Below are 25121 nucleotides of genomic sequence, written 5' to 3'. Positions count from 1 at the left end.
ATTTCCTACGTATGTCTGACAACGATTCGCACCCCTTCTCGACCGCGACCGGCGCGGATGTCCGCGTCCGGTTCTGCCCGTCGCCCACCGGCACCCCGCACGTCGGCCTGATCCGCACCGCCCTGTTCAACTGGGCGTACGCGCGGCACACCGGCGGCAAGCTGATCTTCCGCATCGAGGACACCGACGCCGCGCGCGACAGCGAGGAGTCGTACGCGATGATCATCGACGCGCTGCGCTGGCTGCGCCTCGACTGGGACGAGGGGATCGACGCCGGCGGCCCGAACGAGCCGTACCGGCAGTCGCAGCGCTACGACATCTACCGCGAGCTGATCGAGCGGCTGAAGGCCTCCGGCCACATCTACGAGAGCTTCGCCACCGGCGAGGAGATCGAGGCGCGCAACGTCTCGCTCGGCCGCGACCCCAAGCTCGGCTACGACAACTTCGAGCGCGACCTCACCGAGGACCAGAAGGCCGCCTACCGCGCCGAGGGCCGCGAGCCCGCGCTGCGCCTGCGCGTGCCGGACGACGACCTCAGCTTCGACGACCTGGTGCGCGGCGAGATCACCTTCCCGGCGGGCTCGTTCAGCGACTTCGTCGTCGTGCGGCCGAACGGGCACCCGCTCTACACCTTCGTGAACCCGGTGGACGACGCGCTCATGGGCGTGACGCACGTGCTCCGCGGCGAGGACCTGCTGTCGTCCACCCCGCGCCAGATCGCGCTGTACCACGCGCTCATCGACGCCGGCGTGACGACCTTCGTGCCGCGGTTCGGGCACCTCCCGTACGTGATGGGCGAGGGCAACAAGAAGCTCTCCAAGCGCGACCCGGAGTCGAACCTGTTCCACCACCGCGACCGCGGCTTCATCCCGGAGGGCCTGGTCAACTACCTCGCGCTCCTCGGCTGGTCGCTCACCCACGACCGCGACGTGTTCTCGGTCGACGAGCTGGTGGCGGCGTTCGACGTCGCCGACGTGAACCCGAACCCGGCCCGCTTCGACCAGAAGAAGGCCGAGTCGATCAACGGCGACCACATCCGGCTGCTGGAGGTCGGGGACTTCGCCGAGCGGACCATCCCGTACCTGGTCGCGGCCGGGGTGCTCACCGAGCCGCTGACCGACCGCCAGCGCGCCGTGCTGGCGGAGGCCGCGCCGCTCGTGCAGGAGCGCGTGCAGCTCCTGGGCGAGACGCCGGGGATGCTCGGCTTCCTGTTCACCGACGCCGCGTCGCTGACCATCGAGGACGACGCCCGCGCGTCGCTGCCCGACAACGCCGCCGAGGTGCTGGCCGCGTCGCTCAGCGCTCTCGAGGCGCTGCCGGAGGACGGCTGGACGCACGAGACGATCGAGGCCGCGCTGCGCGACGCCCTGGTGGAGGCTCTCGGGCTCAAGCCGCGCGTCGCCTTCGGCCCGTTGCGCGTCGCCGTCTCAGGCCGTCGCGTGTCGCCTCCGCTGTTCGAGTCGATGGAGATCCTCGGCAAGGCCGAGTCGCTCGCCCGGCTGCGCGCGCTGTCGGTGTCGCTGGCCCCGAGCCTGGGCTAGGTCCTCGCCGTGGCGGTCAACGTCGAAGTCATCGTCGTCGGGGGCGGCCCGGCCGGCCTCAGCGCCGCGCTCAACCTGGCGCGCGCCCGGCGGCGGGTCCTCGTCGTGGACGGCAACCGGCCGCGGCACGCGGCGACGCTGCAGGCGCACGGGTTCCTCAGCCGCGACGGCGTGCCGCCAGCCGAGCTGCGCCGCCTCGGTCGCGAGGAGGTCTCCGGCTACGACAACGCGGACGTCGTGTTCGCGCAGGTGGGCTCGGTGACCGTGGACCCGGACGGCTTCCGCGTGCGCGGCACCGGTGTGCGCGGCGGAGCCGACGTGGATGTGGTGGCCCAGACCGTGGTCATCGCGACCGGCGTGACGGAGACCATGCCCGCCCTCCCGAGCCTCCGCGCCTATTACGGCACCCAGCTCCACAGCTGCCTGGAATGCGACGGCTTCGAGAAGGCCGGCGAGCCGCTCGCGCTCATCGGCGAGACCGCGGAGCTGGCCGAGCGCGCCCTGCTGCTCACCCAGTGGACGGACGACCTGATCGTCTTCACCAACGGCGTCGCGCCGATCGGCGAGGACGAGGAGCGCGCCCTCGCGCGGCTCGGCGTGGCCGTCGAGCGGCGGCCCATCGAGGACGTGGTGGGGGAGAAGGGCGCGATGACGGGGGTTCGGCTCGTGGACGGGACCGTGGTGCCGCGGGCCGGCGGGTTCGTGCGGCCGGTGTGGACTCCCGCCCTGTCGTTCGCGGACGCGCTCGACCTCGACCGGGACACCGACGGGTACCTGGTGACGGACGCCCACGGTCGCACGTCGCTGCCCGGCGTGTACGCGGCCGGGGAGACGACCGCGCCGGGGCCGCAGCAGCTCATCGTGGCGGCGGGGTCCGGCGCCGTCGTGGCGGCGGCGGTGAACCGCGACCTCATCGGCCTCGCCGTCGACGAGGACGCCGTCCTCTAGCCGTCGCGACATTCGGCACGAATCGCGGCGCGCGGGTCACTCGTCGGGAGCGGCGTTGTAGCGCTCGAGCATGCGCGCGAAGGCCTCCACGTCGTCCTGCGACCAGCCCTCGAGGCGGCGCGCGACCGAGTCCATCACCGTGCGCGTCGACTTGTCGAAGGCGCGCGCTCCCGCGGGCGTGAGGCGGAGGGCGATGCCGCGTGAGCCGGCAGCGGCCTCCTCGTCGGCCGCGACGTAGCCGTGCTCCAGGAGGGCGGCGAGCTGTCGCGAGACGGTGGAGCGGTTGAGCTGGAAGTGCGTCGCGATGTCGACCGCGCGGCAGCCCGGATTGGCCTGGATGTACGTCAGGATCGAGCGGTCCACGACCGAGAGCGCCTCGTCCTCCCTGCGCACCCGCGCGGTGCCGCGGCGGCCGACGGTGAGCAGTTCGCGCTGCACGCGCGCGATCGGGTCGCGTTCGTCGCGGGCATCGGCGTCGGGCGGGAGCGTCATCCAACCAGCCTACCGAGACTGGGTTGCACAATACAACGAATTGACGTACGTTGCTCTCTGCAACTCAACGAGAGGATCCGCCCGCCGCATGTCTGCGCACCGCATCACCCCCGTCCCCGCCGTCGCCCGGCCGCCGCGCTTCTGGCCTCCGGCCGCCCTCTGGAAGACGCTCGGCTCGCACATCCTCATCCCGCTGTTCCTTGCGGCCGGGATGGCGCTGGCCTACCTCGGCGCGTTCCAGGCCGCCCAGCCGAACAACATCCCCGTCGGGATCGTCGGCCAGGGCCCGGCGGCCGACGTGTTCGCGCAGACCCTCAACGACAAGGCCCCCAGCGCTCTCGACGTGAGCACCGTCGCGACGGTCGCGAAGGCCAAGGCGGAGGTCGCCGACGGGAGGCTGTCCGCGGCCTACGCGACCGATGCGACGCACGCGACGATCATCCTGTCGACCGCGGCGTCTCCGGCGGAGGCGTCGGCCGCGCAGCAGCTCCTGATCCCGATCGCGTACCAGCAGCACCTCCCGGTCGCAATCGACGACGTGCGCCCCGTGCCCGCGAACGACATGACCGGCCAAGGGCTGTTCTTCATGATGGTGGCGATGAGCGTCGGCGGCTACTCGAGCGCGATCGCCATCGCCGCGGTCGCCGGCCGCCTCGGCATCGGCTGGCGCGTCGCGGTGTCCGCCGCGACCGCCGTCGTCGTCTCGGCGATCACCGCCGTGGTCGCGGGCCCGATCTTCCACGTCCTTGCCGGAAACGAGTGGAGCATCGGCCTCCTGGGCGCCCTCTACGTCTTCGGGATCATCACGATCGGCGTCGGCCTTCACCCGATGCTCGGCCGCTGGACCACCCCCGTTCTCACCCTCCTGTTCGTCATGCTCAACGTGACGACCTCCGGCGGGATCTTCCCGCAGGACATGCAGCCGCCGTTCTTCGCCGGTCTCAGCACGTTCTGGACCGGCGCCGCGTGGCTCGACTCCGCCCGGGCGCTGACCTACTTCCCCGGGCAGCAGTTCGGATTCGACGGCTTGCGGCTGGCACTGTGGGCCGCCGCGGGAGTGGCGCTGATCGGCATCAGCCATCTGCTCACCCTGCGCCGGAGGCGCGTTGCGGACGACACGATCGCGGCGACCGCCGAGGAGGAGGCGACTGCCGCCGTCGCGGCCTGAACGCCAGGGCCGGGCGCGGCTCGCCCGGCCCTCCCGCGTTTTGTGGAAGCGGTAGAGCATAGGCTAGTGTTGTATCTCGTGCCCGGACCGCAGTCCGAAGCCCTTGGGGTATGGTGTAATTGGCAACACGGCTGATTCTGGTTCAGTTGTTCTTGGTTCGAGTCCAGGTACCCCAGCAAGAAAATCCAGTCGAAACCCCGGTGATCACCGGGGTTTTCTGCTGTCCGGGGGTTGTTGGTCTCATTCGGGTTCACGTGTATTCACTTCTTCTCACCGAATAAACGGCGAATAAACGTCCCGGGCCAAAAATGTCCCGCACACCAAAACGAAATCGCACGCGGTTCGGGGTGCTGAGCGAGCGGGGCTCAGCCGATCCATTCGTCAGCGACCGGGAATCCGGGATAGCGCGGGGGTCCCCGGAGGCGGGAATCCCGGTCCCAACGTCGCACCAGGCTGTCTTATCTAAGGGGTCGCCGCGCCAGACACCCGTCCCATCAGGCTGTCCAGGGGTGTCCAAACAGGCGGTCACGATTGTTCTCGTGGCGTCTGATCAGGAGGCGCCCCGGTGATAGGACGCCTCGCGCTCAAGACGAGGCGACACTGTCGCGACGGCGGACCATGCACGTGTCGAACACGTCCTGCGTCCGCGAGACCCAATTGGCGACCGCCCAACGGCCATGGGCAAGAATGGAGAGTGACGTCGGGGCGCGCAGCGATACAAGGGGTGCGCCGGTGCCATATTTGTTAGTTGGAGGGGTCACGGACTCATCATTGTGGTGGTTCGCTATGAGCCCCTACGGCCTCTTCAGTGTGACCCGCAGCCGCCCCTTCTCAGGCTGGATCTGGTTGACGATCTGAGCGCGCTTGAGGGTTTCCAGGATCAACCGGTGCGGCTCATCGTCCGGGAAGGTAGGCCGCTTCGTTCCGAGATCAGCCACCAACGCGTACTCTCCGCCGAAACTGCGCAACACCGCTCGGAGCTGACTGGTGTCGAGGAGCGCGAGCGAAATCACGGTGATCAGATCTGGGCTAGGCCGGAGCCCTTCGCATGCCGCCCACAGATTCTCGTTATTCATCGCCGCGCGTCGGCTGGCGGCGAATGTGATGGCCGCTTGTTTGGTATCGCGATCGAGCGAGCTGCCGTAGGTCGTAAGCGTCTTCAGTGCCGCCTCTTTGAGGTCCTCAGGGATGTGACCGCTACGGAAGAAGTCGCTCAGCTGGTCGGGAGGCAACGTGGCGGGTGTGATGAAGGTCGAGAACTCATCTGATTGAGTGATCGCAAACTCCCGAGAAGGCCAGTCTCCCATTAGGGCGCTGGCGAATGTCATCTCGGAGTCTTCGAGGATGGCGTTGCGGAGGAGTTCGCCGGCAAGACTTCCCGGCTCCGGAGCGAGTTCGTCGGCGGCGATGTACGTCTCCAGCTCGAGCGAGTGAGCGAGTCCTGCGCGAATCGCTGGCTCCGGAAGCAGCTCTCGTGCTCCAACTAGCTTGAGCGCCACGGATTTCTTTTCCGACTCGGGGATTCCCGACTTTGCAGAGATCGCCTGCGCGTCTCGAAGGAGGTTGGCGATGCTGGCATCCAAACCGTAAGTGTCGATGTAGGCGTGCACGTTCGCATACGAAGCCGTTGTGCGCCCGCTTGCTACAACGAACGGCCATGATTCTGGCGGGATCGACGCGAGCTTCTCGGCCCGTCCGTCCGGGTCTGCGTGCGACACTACGACCTCGAACACGGTCCGATCGGCGCCAGCCTTTCCGAGCGCAGCAAGGACGTTGACGAATTCTCCCGGGTTGTCCACGGTGGAAACGTCATCAGCATCGACAGCGGATGCATACTGAGCAAGTTTCGACAGGACAGTCTGGTAAACGCGCGCGGAACGCATTTTCATGTGATCGAGAGCGACAGACTCGCTCCCGAGAAGGGTCCGCAGGTTGTCAATGTTCAACTCGTAGGTTTCGTCACGTATGGCGAGTTCACGCGCGTCTTTATTGAGGGGCTTTATGGCCGGAAGCTTCAAACCGAGTTCTTTGATGGCGGCCATCGAGCGTCGGGTACCAGAGTGCTTCGGTTTGGTCAGTGAAGGGAATTGGCCGCAGCCGGTCACTAGGTAGGTTGCCGCGGTGTCGTCCATCTCGTAGTCGACAGCGGCATCCCAGCTTGTGAGTACCGCATCCGCGAGTGCTGCACGAACCTCGTCGCTGACTGCGGCGCCGGTCACGTAGGTCAGAATCTGTCTCGTCGCCGGGGTGAGCCGACTGATAAGTCCTGCCGGGTAGGCGCCGTTGGCGATGTATCTGTCGATGAATCGGACGTCGACGCGTTCCCAAGTCGATAGCTGGTCGGCGATGCGCACAATCCGGTCGTCGTCCTTCTGGAGGAGGTAGTCGACAATGTTGACGTTGTACGCGCTGCGGTCGTCAAGGATTTCGTCGCCTTTATCGTTCAAGATGGCCTCGACATCTGCGGGTTTCAACGGGTACATCACGTCGGGCTCGCCCTGGTCGAGCGCGTGAATAACGAAATTCAGCGCATCACGGCGGAGGTGCTGACCGTAGAACACGGATATGTACAAGGCGAAGTAGTCGGTGATGTAGCCGTGCTTAACCAGGTCCTGAGACAGGTTCGACTCCAAGAGCCGCCGAGCGGCTGCTTCAAATGTCTCGCCGGTGACGGTCGCGTCAGTGGTGAATTCCGTCCGTGCCCACATTTCCTCCCATGTGTTGTGCCTGAGGAAGGAGATCGCGTCTGAAGCTGCCTGTAGACGTCTGCGTCCGGCCCGGACGCTTGCCTCGTCCCACGCCGCCACGTCGAGCGACTCGCCCATCAAGCCTTCGAGGTCGGCGTACGTGAAGACAAGCTGCATGTAAGGCGTGCCGACGGTGAAGTGACTCTTCTCCTTCGCTAGCTTGCGCCAGAAGTCCACGGTCGTGAGTGCTTCAGGCTGTACGCCAGTCCCGCCGAGGGCATACGAAGCGCTGTAGCCGCCCCGCCCTGCTGCTTCGGCGATACGGCTCAGCCTCGCGCCGAGACGCGCTGAACGGGCCATTTGGTTGGCGGCGCTGTCTACAGCCTTTTGTGCTGCTTGGTACGCATCGTTCTCTGCATCGATGCTGTCCTCGACGATGTTGCGCCAGATCGTGTGGAGCTTGTCCAGCTGACTCGTCCCGAACCGGATTCGTTCGAAGTCGGCCATGTGAAAGCTCTTGTACAGGATCATGGCGAAAAGCCGGTCAGCGTCCAAGCTCGGGACGGTGTTGTCAGCGCGGAGCAACTTGGCGGCGAATACGTCGAATTCGTTTCGAATGTTCTCGATGAGTCGCATGTCAGCGACGTGATGGGCGGCCAGATTGATCAGCGATCTGGAGACGCCCGTTCCCTCCATCCGTTTGATCATCAGGTCCCGCGAGTTCCGATGGGTGATAAACGGTACGACCGGAACGACCAGGTCGAAGAATTTGGTCCGGTTTGCGCGCTGCACCTCACTGCGTGCGGCGTCGTCTTCTGGTGCATCCGCGTCTGTACCGAGCCGCTCGAAGACGCTGTCTCGAAGAGCGTAGATGAACTTCACATCCGGTCGAGACTTCTCAGAGGCGTCCTTCCTCCGCCTCCGACGTTGGGTGATCTGTTGGGCGCCGTTGAGCAGGGTGTTGAGTGCCCGCAATGCCTCGAAGATCCGAACATCCTCGAAGCGATCGAGATCTTCAAGGATGACGACGTCCCGCCCGGACACCTCGAAGTAGTACACAATCTCATCGATGTATTGGTCAAAGTAACTCGTTGCTGTCGTCGCCAACGAAACAGTTGCAGGGCCGGCGGTCAGCTTCTCTAGGAATACGCGATTGTGGGTCAGCCATCGTAGGGCGAACACCACCCCGGCGATCAGGAGGTACAAGGCCGCATACGCGAGCAGTGTCGGAAGGAGCTCCTTCCCGGCGACGGCGACGAGGGCCCTGCTGAGCGACGTGAGATAAAGCCCCGCGAGTATCAGAGCGCCAATGCCGAACGCGATGCCGATCTCGCGAGGTGTGTCAAACCGAGATATGCGCTGGAAGCGTGAACCTCGAGTAGCGGAGGGCTTGTCCCTGTAGAGGATCTGCTTGACGATCTCCTTTTGAATCCGGTTGCTCGTGGTTGATGCCGCATGGTTGAGCTTCGGGTCGTCCGTGAAGCTCTCCGGCTCGGTTCCCACCGTTGAAAGGGAGATCTCGAGGACGCGTTCGGAGTACCGGCGTGCGATCTCGCTGAGAATGCTGCTCTTGCCTGTGCCGTACGCGCCGGTCAGTGCGATGTTGCGCATGTTCGGCTTGTTGTCGATCGCGTCCAGAAGTACTTCCACGTACAGCCCATGTTGCTCTTCGACATAGTCGGGGGCGAGACTGCGCAAACTGTCCACGAACAGCACTCCTTCTAAACGCGGCGCCATCGCACGGAGTTTGAGCGAGCGCACTCGAACGAGGTTAGCGAAACGGAAAAGTGGTCAATATCCCCAGTTCGCGCCCAACGCCGAAGGCGCCACGATTTGGTGGGGGCGCCTTCGGACACGGCGAGCGTTAGCGATGGTTATTCGGAGCCTCGCTTGGGGGCGAACATCGTCTCGGTGATGTCAGTGACGTCCGGCGCGACTGTCTCGCGCTCGCCGTATGTGGAGATGATGAGCTTGTCGTCGGCGTGACCGGCGACGGCTGCGGCAGCTTTTGAGCCGAGTTGGCGGTTCACCGCTGTGAGCATGGTTTTCCGTGCCGAGTGTGGCGTTACCCAGGCGAGGTCCGAGCCGTCGAGGATTTCGCGGAGAAGGCGCCGGAGGTTGTTCTGGGAGATAGGGCCTCCGGGTGCACGAGAGCTGCGAAAGATTAGTCCGGTTCCGTATTGCTTGATGCGGCGCTCGATGATGCGGACGGCGAAGGGGGGAAGTGGAATACTCCGCTCCGTGCCGTGCGTCTTCACGCTTCCAAGTACGTAACCGGTGCCTCGGACGTACTCGACTTTCTTCGAGACGTTGAGGACGGGCCCCTTGGGGTCGAGGGCGACGTCTTCCGAAGAAATCCCGAGCACCTCGGAGATGCGGAGGCTTGTGGCGAGTGCGAGGTCGATGGCGTCGAGGAGGTCGTCGTGTGTCTTGCGGCTCTTGGGTCCGCTGCGCGGCCGAGACCTGTCAGCTTGGACCATCGTTCGAAGTCGGTCCAGTTCGCCCGGTGCGATTGCCCGGGCCTTCTTGATTGGTACAGCGAGCCGAACACCGTCGAAATTGAGCAGCTCGGGAGAGCAGATACCTTCCTCGGCACCCTTAGCGAGGACGTGGCGAAGCACGACCCTAGAGTTTCGAGCTTCGGCCAGGTGCTCCGACCCGAGCGTGCGAAGCCATTTCCTCAGTCGAGGGTTTGACAGCTCCGCGATGCTGAGGTCACCGAACGCGGGAAGAAGATGAGCGTTGAGGGACGACTCGTGACGTTGAACGGTCTGAGCTTTAGGTGCGGGTTTCTGTGTGCGATAGTCATCCAGCCAACGCTGTGCCAGTTCCCGCAGGGTCATGTCTGGCGAGTAGCCCTCGGTGGTGTCCCAAGCGGCCAGTTTGCGCCGCGCCTTCTCGTTGAGGTCGTTGCGGGCGTCGAGCGCGCTCAGCGTGCTCTTACCGGTGACCCGCGTCCGAGTGCCGTTGGGCAGGCGCAGCCTAGCCTGGGCCTTGTAACAGCCGACGCTCTTGTCTTGCCACTCGTTGATTTTCCCGAGCTGACCGATGCTTAGAGCGGGGCGTCCCCGCCGCGCGCCCATTAGACCGCCGCCTTCCGCTGAGAGGCGGAACCAGCGGACAGAGGCTGGCCTTCCTTGAAGGCCCTGGCCCAGGCGAGAACGTCGGCGCGTTCCCATCGTACCGATTTGCCGATGACGATTGCGGGGGCGAATCGGCCCGCGCTGCGAAGGTTGTAAACGGTGCCGGTTGCAAGTCCGAGTATTTCTGCGGCCTGCTTGACAGTGAGGAGACTGTCGGCCTCCTGCTGAGAGGCGAATGGCGTCAACATATCGATGTTTCTCCCGCCGTATGAACGAGTAGTCGCACCCGGCGGGCGGTGGACCACGATGAACCAGAATGGGTCATCGTGGTCTCTATGCGCGGACTCATCGCCTTGGTGTCGGGCTGCTAGGGGAGCTTCGCGGCGGCATTATTTGGGCGACCGATTTTGGGTCTATTGAGCCTTGAAGGACTCGGACGTTGGCCTTCCGCATCCGGCAATTCACGTGCATTGGGGCCGTCGGTCCCGCGTTGGGGTCGCGCACGCTGACGTGCTGCACCCGGTAGGCAGGTAGGAGGTCCGGCATGGCGCCACGGTCGGAGGAAGCGGCACGGGTGACGTGTCGAGCCACGGCTGATCGCTATTCTCGAAGCCACTCGACCAGTAGAGGAGCACGCATGGATGTCTTCGAGTTTGTAGCTTCCTTAGTGAACAGCCTCGCGTGGCCAGCAGCACTGGTGGTTATTGCCATCGTGTTTAGGCAGCCGATTCGTCGGGTTCTTAACAGGATGGCCAAGCGTGTCGGGAGCATGACTGAAGTGCGGGCTTGGAAGGTGCGTGCGAAGTTCGCTGAGAAGACCACTCAGGTCAACCAAGAGATTGCAGACGAAGCTTCTAGCATCGATCCACCTCTCGGACAGACCTATAACGAGGGTGTGAGTCTTGAGGGAGAAAGTCCCCGTGAAATCGTAATGCTCGCCTGGCTCGACCTTGAAGAGAATCTTCGTCAGGCTGCCGAAATAGCGGGTGTGCCCTCAGACCGCTCGGTTCCGGCGGCTCGGCTCCGACGCAATTTCCCGCCGGACATTCAAATGCGTTTGCGCGAGTTGCAGAATCTCCGAAATGCGGCGGTACACATGCGGGACTTCTCTGTCTCTCGCGAGAGTGCCATCGCTTACGCTAGGGCAGCTAGCAAGTTCGGAGCAATCGTGCGGCATCCGTCGATCGTCATGGCAATGCGGGACGAGGCGCGAGAAAACCCAGCTTCGGTGAAGTGACGCTCGCTACGTACCCACAACTGGGAGCGATGGGATACTCTGTCGCGCCCGAAAGCGGCTGTCCTTCCTCTAGGCGCGGACCTCGGATGTCGGCGCCCCTCGGTAGGCTCCGCACATGCCAATGGTGGGGCTTCTGGCGGGGGAGCGGGTGGAGGCGTGGACGCACACGCCCGCGTCGTGGGAGCAGTTGAAACGGGAGTACCCGAAGCTGGGTCTGACAATGCTGTGCGGGCAACCGGGGATCCCGGTCCGGTCCGGCAAGGGCGTGTTCTTCTTCCGGCACAAGCATCAGCACGACTGCCTGCTGTACGCCGGCGCTGACGAGACACCCGAGCATCACCAGGCGGAGCAGATCGTCGCACAGGTCGCTACGCGTCTCGGGTGGAAGGCGACCATCGAACGGGCGGCGGATGACCGCACTTGGATCGCGGACGTGTACCTCGAGCATGCCGCGCTGCCGAAGCCTCTGGCGGTGGAGATTCAGTGGTCTCGGCAGTCGAACGAGAACTTCCACCGCCGGCAGGACCGATACGCGAACGCCGGCGTCGACGGCCTGTGGATCATCGGCCCGGTCAACACCGCGAACGTCGACGGTGTCCCGAACGAACTGATGGAAGGCGTCGTCGACCACCTGGAGATGAGGATGCCGACCGTCCTCGCCGGGGACTCGGTAATGTTGCCGCTGGACCAGGCGGTCGAGCTGCTGCTGAACACGCGGCTGCCGAGAGAGGCCCGGCCGGAAGGTGCGGTGGCTCTGTCCCCGGTGTCTGATCTGGTGGTCACCGACGTCGAACTGGCGGTGCAACGCATCAACTGCTGGAACGACGAGTGCGGCCGCCCGCTGACCGTCTGGCGGGTCAGTGGGTACCGGATCGAATCTCGGTGCGGGCAGCACGCCGTCGTCCGTGACCTCAGCGGCTACCGGCAGCACGCGACGGAACGCCCAGAACTCCGCGCCCAGAAACGGGTCTGCGAGGCGATCGCAGCCAGCAGCCTGCCGGCCCCGACGTCCTACGCCAAAAGGTTCACCAAGAAGGCCGGCTTCGAGTACATCGCCCACGTCTGCCCGTATTGCCGGTCAGTCGAGGGCGACGCGTTCCTCAACCCGCGAGACCGGTACTCCATCCCGTGGCGCGCCCGGGTGCCGTTCCGCGACGACATTGCTGACAGCCTCCACCCGTGTCGGAACACCAGCAACGGCTGGTGCCACGAGCCGGAGCCGGCGGAGCCGCCGCTGTTCCCGGCCCCGGAAAGCAGGGTGGAGTTCACGGTCACCGCCCCTGAGAACCAGCCCCTGCCGAGACCGATCCCGCAGTGGGTGCGAGTGCAAGACCCGCCGTGGAAGTCCCCGGCGCAGAAACGCCGGGAGGAAGCGGCAGCGAAGGCTGAGCGCGACAAGCTGATCCGCGCGGAGGCCGCGAAACGAATCCCGGAATGGGAGATCTCTCCTGAGCGGGCGAAACTGCTGACCGCGTTCAACGGGGAGTGGCCGGAGTACCTACGCTTCGACACGGCCAGCATCCTCCCCGTCCCCGCAGAGATGTGGCAGGGGCACCTGTACCTGAGATTCATCCACGGCCGCAGCTCTGGGGACATTGACCCGAAAGTCCTCGCGATTCACCTGCGCAAGTTGGGGCCGGAGAACATGCAAGTCGACGCGGCGTCGAACGAATGGCTGCGTCACCTTGTCGACCGGCGGCTGTTGACGGGGAAGCTCAGCGGATGGCGGAGCACACCCTCCCGGTTCCTGTTCATCGTCGACCAGAACCCGCGCCGACCTGCCCCGCAGCCGGGCCGCCCGGCAACGCCGGAGCTCGTGGAGCTCGCCATCCCGCCCACCCCGGAACCGCGACAGCTGGTGAGCCCACCTGCTCAGCCGCCAACCCCCGGGGTGGTGCGTGAGCACAGATGCGTGTTCTGCGGGATAACGCTGGACCCGATCTTCTACGACCAGGGGTACCACAACGTCTGCGCCCCCGGCTGGCGCCCAGGGAGCCGCAGCTACTGACCACTATGGCGCTGTGGGATCCAGCCGCTTCAGTCCGAGCCCGGACGCAGCGAGAAGAGCGTTTTCGCTTTCGCGTGAGGAGGCGACGAAACTCCCGATGGAGGCGTTCGAGGTCAAAAGCGTGCCCACTCGTGATCTCACATCGCGTTCTAGGGCGGCGGCTTCCGAGCCGTTGACGTTGTCGGCGAGGCGCGGCTCACGGGGGTGCAGACTTAGCGCTTCGAGTTGTTCCACGTCGTGGTTCCATCGGACGCCGACGCGGACGATTCGCTCATCCTGGTTGTGTCGGAAATACAGCGCACCGAACGGGCGCCCGCAATCGAGGGTTAGGTCAGCGCCGGTGAGCGTCCATCCACGAGCGGCCTTTGTCGAGTCCCACTTCTGAACACTGAGGACGCCGGCTCCGTTCAGGAGCCCGGGAACGAGCTGCGTTCGGGCGTTATGGGCCACTAATGCGGCTATCTGCTCGTTGCTGTCGTGGGCGGCCTTGGCCTGCGGTAGGTCTTCGGGCTGGTGGGATTGGTCACTGTGGCGTGAGTCAGAGTGGCCCGGTTGGGTGTTGTTCATTGTTCTCCTCTGGGTGGATGCGTTCGTGGGACCGGCGTGAGAAGGCCCCGGCTTTCCTTTGTTGGTCCCGGTTCAAGATGGTCATGCGCGGCACTTAATGAAGTTGTGCGTTGGAGGCCGCCCGGGCGTCATGCCCGTCCGAGGGGTGCTCCCAATCGTTGTGGTGCGCGAGCGGCGCCCGCGGCACCTTTCGCGGCACCGAGTCGCAGGCCAGCGCTGGTCGTCGGGTGGGTGGGCCTGGGTACTGGGATGCGGTTGTATCCAGCTTCCGCGATGGCAAGTGGCCAGAGTGCCGGCCCGGTACCGGTACGGAGCCAGAGCGGGACACCGCCGAGAGCGTTTGCGTTCTCGAGGATGGCCAGCGCGGATTCGGGGTTCGAGGGCGCGAACTCCACATCGAACACGTCCAGGGCGGAGGCCTTCTGCCAGAGTGCCCTGTGCTCCCCGGTTGGTCGGATCGCGTCGAGGGTCAGAAAGCTCGGCGATACTTTCCCGGGAGACGGAAACCACTCCTGCCAGTCTGCGACGAGGAGTCGGGAAGCTGTCCGGTCGAACGACACGCCGGGGTAGTCCCGGGCTGCCCGGGCGATGGTCTGAAGGACCTTGTCTCGGAGGACTCCTGCGTTGGCCTTGCGCTCGGGTCGGCCAGCGATAACGAACAGGACGGCGAGTCCGGTCTCGGCCATCCGCAGAGTTGAGAGGACCGCCGCCCACTTTCGGACCTTGTTCTCGAAGCGCTCTCCTGTACTGGCCGTGAGCTCGATGGCGATGCGGGCGCCGTCGGTGCGGACCAGGGTGGCGTCCGCGGCCCGCGTGGTGCCTGTGATCCGTGGCCGGCCGATTCCGCTTCCCGTGAGCAGGTCGATCCCCGAGAGTCTCTCGCCGAGCACGGTGCCGATCTCGCAGTACTCGGCGACTCGCAACGCCAACTCGGCGGCGAGCACATTGTGCCTGTCGTATTGGCTGGAGGATGCGTAGGGGAGCCCACCGGTCACGGCGATCCGCTCCGGGTAGGTCAGGCGAGGACTGATTTTGGTGCGGAACACCTCGGTCGCGGCCGGACGGTACAGTGCAGCACGCGCCGTCCTCGCTGTGCTTCCCAGCACCGTCCCAACTTGACCGACGTCGGTGAGGCCGAGTGCGAACTGGGCCGCCATGTCCGTTGACCGGCCGCTCGCGATCGCCTCGATGCCGGTGATCGCAGCGAGCTGTTCAGCGGTGACAGTGCGCCACATGTTCAGTGCTCCGAGCACCCGCAACTGCTTCGACAACCGGGATGGGGTAAATAGTCGCTCCCACCCCGCATCTGCGGACATGGACAGGTGGTTGGGAATGATCGCCAGTCCGGCCGCTGCTTGCCTGCTTGCGCTGTCCGCGGAAACCCACGCGGCGTGCGCGCCCGCCTCCCAGATTCCGGCCCAGTACGGGTCGAAACGGGCAGCGGCGGACAGCCCCGCGTGCGGACAAGCGCTGCGCATGTCCGATAAGGATTTCGGGGACACAGCTGGTGGGGTGGCGGACATTCGGCTGCCGTTCCTTTCGATTGGCGTGGAGGACGATGCTTCGGGCTGCGCGGAACCGGGTTCCCGGCACGCGGTCCTACCAAATGACATGCGGCGAAAAAACGTCGAAAAAACCGCGCCTCCGCGGTGGGCCGCCCACGCGTTTAACGCCCATGACGTCCGGATGGCCGGCCGCCGCCTCCTTGGTTGAAATGGGCGGGAGCACGCGAGGGGCTATTCGACGCACGAGCCCGTCAGGGACAAGGCTCTGCTGCATCCTGCAGGACTCGAGAACAGATGCTTGAATGCTGGGGTGCGCGACGGACGACGAAGACCTCACACATGCCCGCTCCCTTTTCGCACAGCGCTCCAAAGATGGCCCGGCAGTTCATGACATTGCGAAGCGACGCGCATGGCTAATCCGAGTCTCGGCCTGGCCCCTGGATCAGTCGACTGGGCGAGTGGTTACTGAGGACCGATACCTCCCTGCGCTCTCTCCGCAGCTCGCTGAGTCGCGATGATCGATAGGGACCAATTCGCATAACGTGTCCACCTGTATATCGGAAACATTCGTCGTGTAGGTCCATGTGTCCGCGGGCGAACCGCCCGTTGTGCATCCCGCTAACGCGTTGAGGCCTGTCGGGCGCCACATGTCGAGGATGGGTGATCACGCAGCCGCTTTCACCTGGTCGGCTGAACTCGCCCATGAGTTCGGACGGGAGCGCAGCGACCGGCACTACAACCACCCTCCGCAGCTGATCTGTGCGACGTCTCCAGACCAAGGGAGGCGGACTTCGTCCGCCGACCCCATCATGTCGGCTGGACGTGGACGGAACGGTGACGAGACGGGTCGTGGGAACGTCACGTAGACATGCCGTCGACGAGCCGGTGACGCTACGTCAGCTCGATGACCGGGTGACGCCACCAGACCATGCCACGAGCACGACCCGGACCCGCGACCAGAACGTGCCGTGAGGCGGACGCAGTCCGCCGGCGCCGCAGGCGCCCACGGACGCAGTCCGCCGGCGCCGCAGGCGCCCAGCGTCGCGCCGCCCAGCACCCGCAGGGTGCCAGACGGCGCTCCGTCAACGGACCGCTGACGAGGCGTGGACGTGTTCTTCTTACCGTGACCTTTCCGTGATCGAAGAGAGGACACCGCGAAGCGCGCGCGAGCGCCGACGAAGGAGGCGCGAGCTCTTGAGATGCGCGGCTACCGCCGAACCCGAAGCTCGCACGACTCGCGGGGCGGCTACCGCCGGACCACCGCACGCAGCGACTAGCCCTGCGGCACCTTGCAGTGTGCGGCTGCCTGGCCGTCGGTGGGCAGCGAGAACAGGTCGACTTCGGTGATCGCTGACGGGTGCACACCGGTGACCTCGATGGAGTAGGGCGTATCGGCCATGCTGACGGTGACGGTCTTGGTGGCGGTCGTCGTGCTGCCCTCCATGACCTGCACGGTCAGCAGGCCGTACGCGTAGATGAGCACGCTGATGCCGCTGGCGTCCGACAGCATCGGTGTCCACGACGCGGTCATGCCCTGGCAGGTCCCGTCGGCTGCCGCGGTGATCTGCGGTGTCGGTGCCGGGTCCGGCGTGCTCGCCGCCGTGGTCTTCGCCGGCTTGGGTGTGCTCGCGGGCGCGGCCTTCTTCGCCTTCGGGGTGCTCGTGGCGGCGGCGCTGGAATGCGATGTCGGTTGGCCGGCTGGTGGCGTGTCTGGCAGCGTCGAGCATCCTGCGAGAGCGAGAGCGAGGGCGGACAGGAGTACGAGGGTGGGCGTGACGCGGAGACGCATGCGCCCAATCGTGCCATCGAGCCGAGTTTTCCTCATCCCCCAGATCGGGGTGGCAGTGCGATGGTGACGGCGGCTACCGCCGTCACTGTCTGCACCCGCCGGTAGGATGCGGCAGACCGAAGTACGCGAAGGGAGCCGGCCATCATTGGTACCACTCACGAGGCGGGGGACGTGTCTGGCGGCTTCGAGTTCACGATTGAGGACTACAACCCCAGGGAAGACTTCCTCACCCGGCGCACGACGGTCGACGATGAGTCCGGCTGCTGGCTGTGGACGAGCACGATCGACCGGGACGGGTACGGTCGCGCGTCCTATCACGGGAGTTCGGTGGCCGCGCACCGGCTCAGCTACGAGACCCGGGTGGGCCCGATACCCGCCGGCCTGGAACTGGACCACACCTGCGAGCGGCGCGACTGTGTGCGCCCGGATCACTTGGAACCGGTGACGACCCTTGAGAACCGCGTCCGCCATCACACCCGGCGGGGTGTGCCGCGGGCGGAGGCGGAAGTGCTCGCCGCCGAATACCTCGAACAGCACGAGCGGAAACGGGACGTCAAACGGTACGCGAACGAGCAGGTGAGCGCCGCCGGTATCCGGAAGGGGATGCTCGTCCGAGACGGACGCAAGCTCGCCGTGTGGACGGTCGTCAGGTGGTGGGCGATGGCTGTCGGTTCACCGGTCATCGTCGGTCTCCGACAGGGGGATGAAGACTCCGCGCTTCACACTGTGAAACTGAGCCGGCTCAGGGCCGTGGACTGAGCATCGGCCTGGGCGATCGGCCACCGCCGGCTGCGCCCACAACGATCAACCGTCCGCGCATAGAACTTCCGAGAACGTCACCGACCCTCGGAGGAACCCCGTGAGCATCATCGCCCGCCTGAACGACGACCAGCGATGGTTCCGCGGCGCGGTCGCCCTCCGTATCGACCGGATGACCGATGTCCACCGGACGAACATCCTCCGCTCCCTGGTCGAGCGTGCGGAGGAGAACCAGTCGAAGTACCTGGCGGAGATCCTGGGGGCGTCCGGCCCCGTCATCTTCGACACCGGGTACGCCACCCTCGACGAGCTGCTCGTCGACGTGGAGTCGAAGTCGCCGGTGGAGTGGACACTCGCACAGAAGCTGCCGCAGCGACTTCTCGAGTTGGGCGCCACGCTTGCCCCGGCCGCACCGGCGGTGTCCCCGGTCGCGTTCCTCTACGACAACTCCCGGTGGGTGACTCGGGACGGGAAGGTGTACCGCCCGTCGAAGATGGTGCCGAAGCATCGGAGGAACGCGCTGCGCATGCTGACCGGGGCCGCCCTCCACTACCGGGAGCAGGAGCTGATCTTCCTCGCTGACCAGGAGCCGGACGAGCACCGTGAAGCGGCCGCGCGGCGGCTGCGGGACGACCTCGAATCGCTCACCCACCAGGCCGCGGTCACCTGGCTGATGCGCCTGCCACTTCCGCGGCGGCTCGCCCAACTCAGCCGCTGACGCACGCGGTCAAGCGGAGAGCTCTGGCGGGGTCCAGGCGGGCCACTCCGAAGCGCCCAACAGCCGCCCATGTTCGTAAACAGCGACGCGGCGAAACGGATGCCGGGCGCTGCTGTTGTCGAAGAACTCGGTGCGATCGGCGACCGTGCGCGCCCGCACGATGAGATCCCACAGCCTGGCATACCGGTCGCGGATCTTCTGCTCAGGTACACCGTGGCCGCCGTCGCGGACGCGTTCTGCGACACGGTTCACGCTCACCTCGACCGGGACGAGGATGACATGCAGGTGCACCAGATAGCCCAACGCGATCGCCTCGTCGACCAGTTCGAGCTTGCTCGGGTGGCTGAAGACCGTCTCGGTGATGAACGACGTGCGTTCCGCAAGCAGCCTTTCGCGTTCAGCGGCGGCGGCACGCGACGCGTCGTAGCCGTGCTCGGATTGCGCATCCGGCCAGCGTTCGGCGGCGATGACGTCAGCGTTCACGAACGGCAGGTGCGTCACCGGTTGCAGGAGACGTGTGACGTAAGTTGATTTGCCGGCACCGTTAGGCCCGGCGAGCAGGTGAAGGACCGGCACGCGTCAGACGCTCGTGTTGTCACCGCGGACGACCGCGTTGCCCTGCTCGTCCGCCTCAGTCCAGGACCGACCGGCCGCGGTGAACTCCGCCGCCAAGTCCAGGCGCGCCAGGCGCTTAGCCATCTCCTCGTCCCAGACAGCTCGCACGATGGCCTGGGCGCGCTCACCGAGCTCGTCGTAGGCAGCCTCACCGGCGAGCACGCGCTGGATGTCGCGCTGACTGGTTCCGGGGGACGCTTCGAGCTCACGGCCGATCCGCGCCCAATGGCTGAGCTGCTGGGTCGCGCTGCGGCTGGAAACCGCGCCGACGGCCTTCGCCGCATCGACCAGGTCGCCGTCTATCCGCATCGGCATGGTGTGACTCACACGCCCATTGTAGCAACTTGCTACAGTCTCGGAAGCGGCTTGCCCAGTTCAACCGCTGATGTCGGCCACCGGCGGCCCGTCAGTGGCCGAGGAGAACGCTGTACATCCCGAAGAACCCGGCGACGGCGGCGCCGGCGAGGGCGAGAGACCACAGAGCCCGGCGGGTGTTCGCACGCTCAACGTCTTTCCGTAGCTGCTCGAAAACCGGGTAGGGGTCGTGGGACGCTGGCAGCGTCCGCCAGGTGCCGGGGTTGTCGAAAAGCTGGGCGATGCGGGCCACGGTCAACGCATCCAGTCGCTGCGGTTGCCGGATCAGGAACTGGTACAGCTCCCCGTCCGTGGCTACGGACACGCCGGCCGGGCGCTGCCGGATGGTGACCGGACCCGGGCTCACCAGGCAGATGACCGGGCGGACGTTTCCAGCCTCCACACCGAGCTTCCCGACGAGTTTCGCGACGCGGCGGCCTTCGCTGACCGAGTTGCGGATGTAGTCGGTCCTCTGACCGGCGACCATCACCATCCGTTCCCCGAGCCAGATCTTCTGCCCGCGATGGTGCTTCGTGTTGACCGGGAACACCCCACCGGGTCCGACGACCAGATGGTCGATGTCGGTGGTTTGTGTCCCGACCGGGAGCGCGTGGAACACCTTCCACGTCGGTGGGAGGCTCGCGAGGATCTGCCCGACATGCAGTTCACCGAGCGCGCCGGCGTACCAAGGCCTGGCGGCCGGAGCCAACGCGTTCAACCCGAACAGGACATCCAGGCGGGTGCGGGGGACCGCGAGCGACTGCTCGTGAAGGACCGCTTCGATAACGGCGTGACCGGGACGCCGATCGAGCATCGAGGTCATCGTCCGGCACCTCCGGGGTAGAACGGTCAGGCCCATCACGCTACCGGGGAGAGCACTGGGCTTCTGCCCCCAGAACGGGCTGCGGCCGCCATACTCAATTCGGTATGACGCGCCGGTAATTGCTTGAATCCCTACCGGCCGGTATCCTCACCCCGTGCGGAAACCCGGAGCGCTCACGATCGTCGTCATCGCGACCGGCGGGCTCCTCGCGGGATGCTCCGCTACCGCGGCGCCGACCCCACATACCACCGCGGCTCAGGTGTCGGTCGGTGAGGACGCCGCGGCGATCGGCCGGCTGATCCCCGGATGCTCGAACGTGATGGCGGGGGATGTCGCCGCCGGTGGTCCGAACCTCACCTCCACGGCGACATGCACGTTGGACGGTCACACGGTGAACATCAACTCCTGGTCGGACTCGTCTGACGCGAACCTGGACGAGGTGTTCCAGTCCGACCATGTTGAGGGGTACTACGCAGCCGGGGCTGCGTGGACGGTGACGTTGGGCGATGACCCGACCATTCAGTACCAGCTGACGAACCAAGCGGACAAGCTCCTGCAGAGCTCGTTCTCCGGGTCGACACCGGCACCGGTCAACGTCTCAGCGGAGAAGCAGGTAGCTTCCGACGCGGCGAAAGCGCTCGGCGGCCAGCTCCGCCACGTCAGCGGCTGAGTTCAGACAGCGACGTCGTCTTCGCGGCGCTCCTCCTGCCGGCGAAGCAGCTCGGTCAGCTCGCTGATCTTCGCCTCCAGCCCGGTGTCCGCAGCTTGGACCTCCTTCGCGGTCGTCGTGCGGACCTGTTCGACGAGCCAGGAGGCGACCGAGGCGGTGACCACCCCGATGACGGCAACTCCGCCGACCATGAGGCCGACAGCGACAAGCCTGCCGATCATGGTGACGGGGTACCGGTCGCCGTAGCCGACGGTGGTGATGGTGACCACCGCCCACCAGAGCGCGTCGCCGAAGGATTTGATGTTCGCGCCGGGGGCGTTCTCTTCCGCGTCGAGGACGGCGAGAGCGCCGACGTAGGTGAGGAGGACGGCGGACCCGAGCACGTAGGTGAGGACACGGCCGCGGAGGGTGGCGCCGGCGAACCGGTGCAGCACCCGGACGACGATCACGAGGCGGAGCAGCCGCAGCGGTCGGAGGACCGGCAGCGCCAGGATCACCAGCTCATGCAGGTTCCGGATGAACCAGCGGCCGCGGTGCTCGGCAAGCACCAGCTGCGCGACGTAGTCGACGACGAACACCGCCCACGTCACCCAGATGATGTCGCTGAGAACGGCAGCACGCTGGTCGGGGAGGTTCCCGATCACCTGGATGGAGTACGCGGTGAGGAACACGGCGGCGACGAGCAGCAGCGGCCACTCCGTCAGTTGCCGCCAGCGGTCCTGCGTCAGCCGCCGCTTCGCGGCATCGGTGTCCTCGGTCACGAGAGGGTCCGGTTGACCTTCGCCACCTCGAACGGGATGGCGAACAGGTCCCACAGCCAGCCGAGAGTGAGCCAGCCGAGCGTCCACGCGTACGCGCGAGCACGGCCCCGGTAGCCGAGGTACAGATGCTGCAAACCGGTGAACCCGAGGAAGAACGTGAGCGCGTACGCGACCCAGTAGCTGCGGCGTGATGCCACCGGAACCACAGCAGGCTTGGCCTGTGCGGTGCGAGTGGCTCGACGGGTGCCCACCGTGTACGACAGGCCCGGCGCGAGATGCAGCGTCTCCCGACCGCGCGAGTTCAAGGTCACCGGGCCTACCTTCGTCGACACCGATGCTCCCGACTTCGACAGGTTCAGCCGAAGACCGCCGAACCGGACCTGCTTACGAACTCTGAGACCCATCAGCCGCCTTTCTGTCGGAGCGATCCACCGTATCTGCGGCGACCGGGCCCTATCTGCCCCCACAACGGGTGCAGCAGCCTCACCCTGTTCATGCGCGGAGCGTGCCCCATACTGGGCGCTGTCGCGGCGCCGCCGCCGGTCGCTACGCTTTTGCGCGTGCGCAAACCCCTGTCCGTCGCCCCACTCGTGGCGCTCCTTGTTGCCGGCCTCGCCGGGTGCAGCGCGATCGGACCGCAGCCGACCGAGTGGGTCGCTGACACGTCACAGGGGGCGGTGTACCTGTCGTGGACGAGCACGGACGGGAAGCTGAGCGGGAACGAGTCCTCGTCGTCGGAGAACAACTACGTGGTGTCGACGAGCAGCGCACCGTTCACCGGGACGGAGTCGGACGGGAAGGTCACCTTGGACTTCGGCAGCGCTCTGATGTCGGAGGCGTTCACCGGGAAAATCTCGAACACTGACCTGCATCTGACGGGAACGAACTCCAACGGCACGGTCGAGCTCGACTTCAAACCGGGGACCGTCACCCAGTTCAAAGCCGCAGTCGCCAAAGAGCAGGATGCGGCTACCGCGGCGCAGACGAAAGCGGCGATCGCCGCCGCGCAGCACCAGTACGACGGTGCCGTCGCCCAGCTGGCACCGGCAGTCGACGCCGCCCAGACCGCGTTGGACACCGAACAGGCGGCGCTGGCCACCGAGAAGCAGGCGATGGCCGTCTACGCCAGTCAAGTGGCGACCGCAGTCAGCAGCGGCTGCTCCAACTCGGACGCATCCAACGCGGCCACAGGACCCGAGCAGGGCCCACCAGGGGATGCCGCGTACGCGTTGCAGACTGCGACCGACGGCCTGTCCAAGGCCGCGTCAGCGCTCACCGACGCGATCAACGCCGTCAACCCGCCACCGAGCAAGATTGCGGCGACCGTCTCTCAGGCGACGCTGTCCGCCGACAGTGACCTCGCCAGCCGGGCGACCACCGCCGCTCAACAGGATGGGGCGCTCGCCTCCTCCGACAACTCTGGGATCTTCACCCAGGGGAACAAGGTCTGGAACCTGCCGTACTGCTGAGCAAGCTACTGTCGGCACAACCATCGAAGTGTCAGTACATTGACGCCAATCCGGCCTGGGGCTCAATCTATTGACGTTCCGCCGCCCGGCGTCCCGAGGTCAGCCGACGTAGGTCTGTTACGCCGCCTACCAGTCAGTGGCGATCGCGTCCTGCGCCGTCGCGAGGGACAGTTGCCCGGAGCAGACCAGATCGTGGAGCTTGTTCTCCACCTTGTCTTTCGTCTTGGCGCCGTCGCTGCCGGCGTACGGTTCCGGCCACAGGTTCTGCGGCGAGTCGGGGGACCCGCCGATTTCGATGGAGATGAGGTGGTATTCCTCGTAGTCGCGGGTGTTCGTGTCCCCCTGGTACGCGTACCCGGACGCCAGCTGCTGCCGCTTCAACCCGGTCGTGTACGACGCCGGCGGGCGGATGGTCGCGGTGTACCCGGACACGCAGATCGTCTGCCGGATGTTCGCCTGCGTGACAGCCGGGTTCGTCGCCCCCCGGGGTCCGTGACGCGTCAGGGAGGACCACGCCGGCGGGGTTCGAGACCGGCTGCGGAGCCGCAGCCACCGGCGCCGCGGGGGGCGCGCCCGGCTCAGTCGGTGCGGCCGCGCCCGCACCGGCGTCGACGCCGCTCGCGCTGTGCGGCGCAGCAGCGTGGGAGTGCACCGCCCCGACCAGGTGGCTGGCCGGCAGCGTGGAGCAGCCGGCGGATGCGCACTTTACGGCCGATGATGAGCCGGCGTCGATCGGCGACGGTGGAACATCAGCTCCAATACCGCCTCCGACTACCGCGACCTGGACACTGCGATACGGTCGACCGCGCCGGCGCCGGCGGCCACTTCTGGAGCTTCAGCTATTAGCTTTCGACGGTGACGAGGGTGTCTACCTGTGCCCAGTAGAACATCGTCGAGACCACGTCAAGGCCGACGTGGACACAACAATGGGAGCCCTGCGTCGTGTAGAGCGGGCTGCCGAGGGGGAAGTTCTGCCATGACGCGTCGTGGAAGCCGCAACCGCCGACGGTGAAGGGCATCCAATACTGGACCGGGTCATTCCACTGGCCGTTCACATCGCCACCAGAGAGCACCGTGTTCTGGGCCTTGTCCAGGATGTGGAAGGTGCCGATCGGAGTCGAGTCGTCCACGTTCGCGATCGCTGATGCGCCGGTAGTGACGGGCCCGTCCGTGAACAGGGCTTGACCATCGCACGCATACAGGTGCTGCTGGCTGATGCTGACGATGATGTGCTTGACTCCGGGCTGGTTTCCCGCGCAAGCCGGAGAGACTGCCGGGGCAGGCGGCTGCGCCGGGAGGGCGATGGATACCGCGACCGGGAGGGGGACGGCGGCCACCGGAGCCGATGTGTGCTTCGGGGTCGGTCTCGGTGCAGGGGTGTTCGCTGCGACACTGCACCCGACTAGAGCCGCCAGGAGTGAGGTCGCTCCCGCGATTGCAGCACCTCGGCGCAGGGTGATCATGAATGTCATGTGTTTCTCCTCGCGAGAGCTCATGCGTAGCCTAAATGATCTAACCCGTCGGTAACGACGTCAAGTGATTGAGCCGTTCTACGGCGGACAAGGGCGCGCGGACATTTGGGGGATAGGCCCACCCGAGCCTCAGAACTCCCCAGCCAGCACGATACGGACCGCTTCCGCAGACGGCCGAGGGGTCCCGCCAAGGGCCGCGCGGCCCTGCCGAGGTACCGGAGGACGAACACGGGTCCCGCATCACTTGGCCGCATTTCGTTCACTCCCAAGGTCGCACGCTTTTGAGTGCCATCTCGGCAAGTGACCGAGAGCGAGTGGAAGGTGTGCAGAGCTGGGTCCGTGGAGTATGGGGGGGGGGGGGGGGGGGGGACCGCAAAACAAAAAAAAGGGTTGGGGAATTACAGCGCCCCCAAAAATCCCTGGGCGGCCCCGCCGGGCCCCGCCCACCAAAAAAA

23 protein-coding genes, 1 tRNA gene and 1 pseudogene are annotated in these 25121 nt (G+C 66.0%); 10 read left to right on the top strand and 15 right to left on the bottom strand.

Going from position 1 to position 25121, the window contains the following annotated elements:
* Positions 1-11: 11 nt before the first annotated feature.
* Both gltX and ABIA36_RS00120 read left to right on the top strand, forming a co-directional pair.
* The gene (gene gltX / locus ABIA36_RS00125) at positions 12-1541 is read left to right on the top strand and encodes a glutamate--tRNA ligase (RefSeq protein WP_369960048.1); all 1530 of its coding nucleotides are present in this window, start codon (positions 12-14) and stop codon (positions 1539-1541) included.
* 9 nt (positions 1542-1550) lie between these two features.
* Positions 1551-2489 (top strand): NAD(P)/FAD-dependent oxidoreductase, encoded by a 939-nt coding sequence (locus ABIA36_RS00120; RefSeq protein ID WP_369960046.1) that lies wholly within the window; start codon positions 1551-1553, stop codon positions 2487-2489.
* Positions 2490-2525: 36 nt separating this feature from the next.
* Here the strand turns inward: ABIA36_RS00120 and ABIA36_RS00115 are convergent, their stop codons facing one another.
* The gene (locus tag ABIA36_RS00115) at positions 2526-2981 is read right to left on the bottom strand and encodes a MarR family winged helix-turn-helix transcriptional regulator (RefSeq protein ID WP_369960044.1); all 456 of its coding nucleotides are present in this window, start codon (positions 2979-2981) and stop codon (positions 2526-2528) included.
* An 88-nt stretch (positions 2982-3069) separates the two neighbouring features.
* Between ABIA36_RS00115 and ABIA36_RS00110 the strand changes: the two genes are divergently transcribed.
* Together ABIA36_RS00110 and ABIA36_RS00105 are read left to right on the top strand one after the other, a co-directional pair.
* Positions 3070-4149, top strand: a complete 1080-nt coding sequence (locus ABIA36_RS00110; protein WP_369960042.1) for a hypothetical protein — start codon at positions 3070-3072, stop codon at positions 4147-4149.
* 104 nt (positions 4150-4253) lie between these two features.
* Positions 4254-4325 (top strand) — tRNA-Gln (locus tag ABIA36_RS00105).
* A 618-nt stretch (positions 4326-4943) separates the two neighbouring features.
* Here the strand turns inward: ABIA36_RS00105 and ABIA36_RS00100 are convergent.
* The 3 genes from ABIA36_RS00100 to ABIA36_RS00090 all read right to left on the bottom strand — a co-directional run bounded on the left by ABIA36_RS00100 (position 4944) and on the right by ABIA36_RS00090 (position 10167).
* Entirely contained in the window at positions 4944-8597 is a 3654-nt protein-coding gene (locus tag ABIA36_RS00100) for a hypothetical protein (RefSeq protein WP_369960040.1), read from the bottom strand.
* 113 nt (positions 8598-8710) lie between these two features.
* Entirely contained in the window at positions 8711-9919 is a 1209-nt protein-coding gene (locus ABIA36_RS00095) for a tyrosine-type recombinase/integrase (protein WP_369960038.1), read from the bottom strand.
* The gene (locus ABIA36_RS00090) at positions 9919-10167 is read right to left on the bottom strand and encodes a helix-turn-helix transcriptional regulator (protein WP_369960037.1); all 249 of its coding nucleotides are present in this window, start codon (positions 10165-10167) and stop codon (positions 9919-9921) included. The genes ABIA36_RS00095 and ABIA36_RS00090 overlap by 1 nt, the downstream gene beginning before the upstream one ends.
* A 389-nt stretch (positions 10168-10556) precedes the next feature.
* Here ABIA36_RS00090 and ABIA36_RS00085 point away from each other — a divergent pair, with 389 nt between their 5' ends.
* Both ABIA36_RS00085 and ABIA36_RS00080 read left to right on the top strand, forming a co-directional pair.
* Positions 10557-11156 carry a hypothetical protein gene (locus ABIA36_RS00085; protein ID WP_369960035.1) on the top strand — a complete coding sequence of 200 codons (600 nt, stop codon included), beginning with the start codon at positions 10557-10559 and terminating at the stop codon, positions 11154-11156.
* A 115-nt stretch (positions 11157-11271) separates the two neighbouring features.
* Positions 11272-13164 carry a hypothetical protein gene (locus tag ABIA36_RS00080; protein WP_369960033.1) on the top strand — a complete coding sequence of 631 codons (1893 nt, stop codon included), beginning with the start codon at positions 11272-11274 and terminating at the stop codon, positions 13162-13164.
* Positions 13165-13167: 3 nt separating this feature from the next.
* Here ABIA36_RS00080 and ABIA36_RS00075 read toward each other — a convergent pair whose 3' ends face one another.
* The 3 genes from ABIA36_RS00075 to ABIA36_RS00065 form a co-directional block, all read right to left on the bottom strand.
* On the bottom strand, positions 13168-13731 hold the full coding sequence (locus ABIA36_RS00075) for a hypothetical protein (protein ID WP_369960032.1): 564 nt from the start codon (positions 13729-13731) through the stop codon (positions 13168-13170).
* 128 nt (positions 13732-13859) lie between these two features.
* Entirely contained in the window at positions 13860-15254 is a 1395-nt protein-coding gene (locus tag ABIA36_RS00070; protein ID WP_369960030.1) for a hypothetical protein, read from the bottom strand.
* A 1255-nt stretch (positions 15255-16509) separates the two neighbouring features.
* The gene (locus ABIA36_RS00065) at positions 16510-17025 is read right to left on the bottom strand and encodes a hypothetical protein (protein WP_369960028.1); all 516 of its coding nucleotides are present in this window, start codon (positions 17023-17025) and stop codon (positions 16510-16512) included.
* 171 nt (positions 17026-17196) lie between these two features.
* On the opposite strand from ABIA36_RS00065, the gene ABIA36_RS00060 reads away from it, so the two are divergent.
* Positions 17197-17784, top strand: coding sequence for an HNH endonuclease signature motif containing protein (locus ABIA36_RS00060; protein ID WP_369960027.1), 588 nt, complete (start codon positions 17197-17199; stop codon positions 17782-17784).
* A 100-nt stretch (positions 17785-17884) separates the two neighbouring features.
* Positions 17885-18502 (top strand): hypothetical protein, encoded by a 618-nt coding sequence (locus ABIA36_RS00055; RefSeq protein WP_369960026.1) that lies wholly within the window; start codon positions 17885-17887, stop codon positions 18500-18502.
* A 9-nt stretch (positions 18503-18511) separates the two neighbouring features.
* Here the strand turns inward: ABIA36_RS00055 and ABIA36_RS00050 are convergent, their stop codons facing one another.
* The 3 genes from ABIA36_RS00050 to ABIA36_RS00040 form a co-directional block, all read right to left on the bottom strand.
* The gene (locus ABIA36_RS00050) at positions 18512-19078 is read right to left on the bottom strand and encodes an AAA family ATPase (RefSeq protein ID WP_369960025.1); all 567 of its coding nucleotides are present in this window, start codon (positions 19076-19078) and stop codon (positions 18512-18514) included.
* Between the two features lie 3 nt (positions 19079-19081).
* The gene (locus ABIA36_RS00045; RefSeq protein ID WP_369960023.1) at positions 19082-19444 is read right to left on the bottom strand and encodes a hypothetical protein; all 363 of its coding nucleotides are present in this window, start codon (positions 19442-19444) and stop codon (positions 19082-19084) included.
* A 79-nt stretch (positions 19445-19523) separates the two neighbouring features.
* On the bottom strand, positions 19524-20294 hold the full coding sequence (locus ABIA36_RS00040) for a nuclease-related domain-containing protein (protein ID WP_369960021.1): 771 nt from the start codon (positions 20292-20294) through the stop codon (positions 19524-19526).
* A 154-nt stretch (positions 20295-20448) separates the two neighbouring features.
* Here ABIA36_RS00040 and ABIA36_RS00035 point away from each other — a divergent pair, with 154 nt between their 5' ends.
* Positions 20449-20964, top strand: a complete 516-nt coding sequence (locus tag ABIA36_RS00035) for a hypothetical protein (protein WP_369960019.1) — start codon at positions 20449-20451, stop codon at positions 20962-20964.
* A gap of 2 nt (positions 20965-20966) precedes the next feature.
* Here ABIA36_RS00035 and ABIA36_RS00030 read toward each other — a convergent pair whose 3' ends face one another.
* From ABIA36_RS00030 to ABIA36_RS00020, 3 genes and pseudogenes are all read right to left on the bottom strand, one after another.
* Entirely contained in the window at positions 20967-21725 is a 759-nt protein-coding gene (locus ABIA36_RS00030) for a potassium channel family protein (RefSeq protein WP_369960017.1), read from the bottom strand.
* Positions 21722-21922, bottom strand: coding sequence for a TM2 domain-containing protein (locus ABIA36_RS00025; protein WP_369962041.1), 201 nt, complete (start codon positions 21920-21922; stop codon positions 21722-21724). Before ABIA36_RS00025 ends, ABIA36_RS00030 begins: the two co-directional genes overlap by 4 nt.
* 66 nt (positions 21923-21988) lie before the next feature.
* Positions 21989-22129: pseudogene (locus ABIA36_RS00020) on the bottom strand (DUF4236 domain-containing protein); the annotation flags it as partial.
* A 156-nt stretch (positions 22130-22285) separates the two neighbouring features.
* On the opposite strand from ABIA36_RS00020, the gene ABIA36_RS00015 reads away from it, so the two are divergent.
* Entirely contained in the window at positions 22286-23194 is a 909-nt protein-coding gene (locus tag ABIA36_RS00015) for a hypothetical protein (protein WP_369960016.1), read from the top strand.
* A gap of 126 nt (positions 23195-23320) precedes the next feature.
* Here the strand turns inward: ABIA36_RS00015 and ABIA36_RS00010 are convergent, their stop codons facing one another.
* Positions 23321-23626: a hypothetical protein gene (locus ABIA36_RS00010; RefSeq protein WP_369960014.1), complete on the bottom strand. Its 306-nt coding sequence runs from the start codon at positions 23624-23626 to the stop codon at positions 23321-23323.
* 410 nt (positions 23627-24036) lie between these two features.
* Positions 24037-24657: a L,D-transpeptidase family protein gene (locus ABIA36_RS00005; protein ID WP_369962040.1), complete on the bottom strand. Its 621-nt coding sequence runs from the start codon at positions 24655-24657 to the stop codon at positions 24037-24039.
* Positions 24658-25121 lie beyond the last annotated feature (464 nt).

The sequence above is a fragment of the Leifsonia sp. EB34 genome (genome assembly GCF_041260585.1).
Taxonomy (GTDB): Bacteria; Actinomycetota; Actinomycetes; order Actinomycetales; family Microbacteriaceae; genus Leifsonia.
Note: the sequence above shows the minus strand (reverse complement) of the source record. Positions and strands in the feature narration are given on the sequence as shown.

Coding starts and splice junctions, on each gene's coding strand:
- ABIA36_RS00115 (WP_369960044.1), bottom strand. CDS start 2,981: ATGACGCTCCCGCCCGACGCCGATGCCCGCGACGAACGCGACCCGATC.
- ABIA36_RS00065 (WP_369960028.1), bottom strand. CDS start 17,025: ATGCGTCTCCGCGTCACGCCCACCCTCGTACTCCTGTCCGCCCTCGCT.
- gltX (WP_369960048.1), top strand. CDS start 12: ATGTCTGACAACGATTCGCACCCCTTCTCGACCGCGACCGGCGCGGAT.
- ABIA36_RS00005 (WP_369962040.1), bottom strand. CDS start 24,657: ATGATCACCCTGCGCCGAGGTGCTGCAATCGCGGGAGCGACCTCACTC.
- ABIA36_RS00110 (WP_369960042.1), top strand. CDS start 3,070: ATGTCTGCGCACCGCATCACCCCCGTCCCCGCCGTCGCCCGGCCGCCG.
- ABIA36_RS00075 (WP_369960032.1), bottom strand. CDS start 13,731: ATGAACAACACCCAACCGGGCCACTCTGACTCACGCCACAGTGACCAA.
- ABIA36_RS00095 (WP_369960038.1), bottom strand. CDS start 9,919: ATGGGCGCGCGGCGGGGACGCCCCGCTCTAAGCATCGGTCAGCTCGGG.
- ABIA36_RS00040 (WP_369960021.1), bottom strand. CDS start 20,294: ATGACCTCGATGCTCGATCGGCGTCCCGGTCACGCCGTTATCGAAGCG.
- ABIA36_RS00090 (WP_369960037.1), bottom strand. CDS start 10,167: ATGTTGACGCCATTCGCCTCTCAGCAGGAGGCCGACAGTCTCCTCACT.
- ABIA36_RS00070 (WP_369960030.1), bottom strand. CDS start 15,254: ATGTCCGCCACCCCACCAGCTGTGTCCCCGAAATCCTTATCGGACATG.
- ABIA36_RS00085 (WP_369960035.1), top strand. CDS start 10,557: ATGGATGTCTTCGAGTTTGTAGCTTCCTTAGTGAACAGCCTCGCGTGG.
- ABIA36_RS00080 (WP_369960033.1), top strand. CDS start 11,272: ATGCCAATGGTGGGGCTTCTGGCGGGGGAGCGGGTGGAGGCGTGGACG.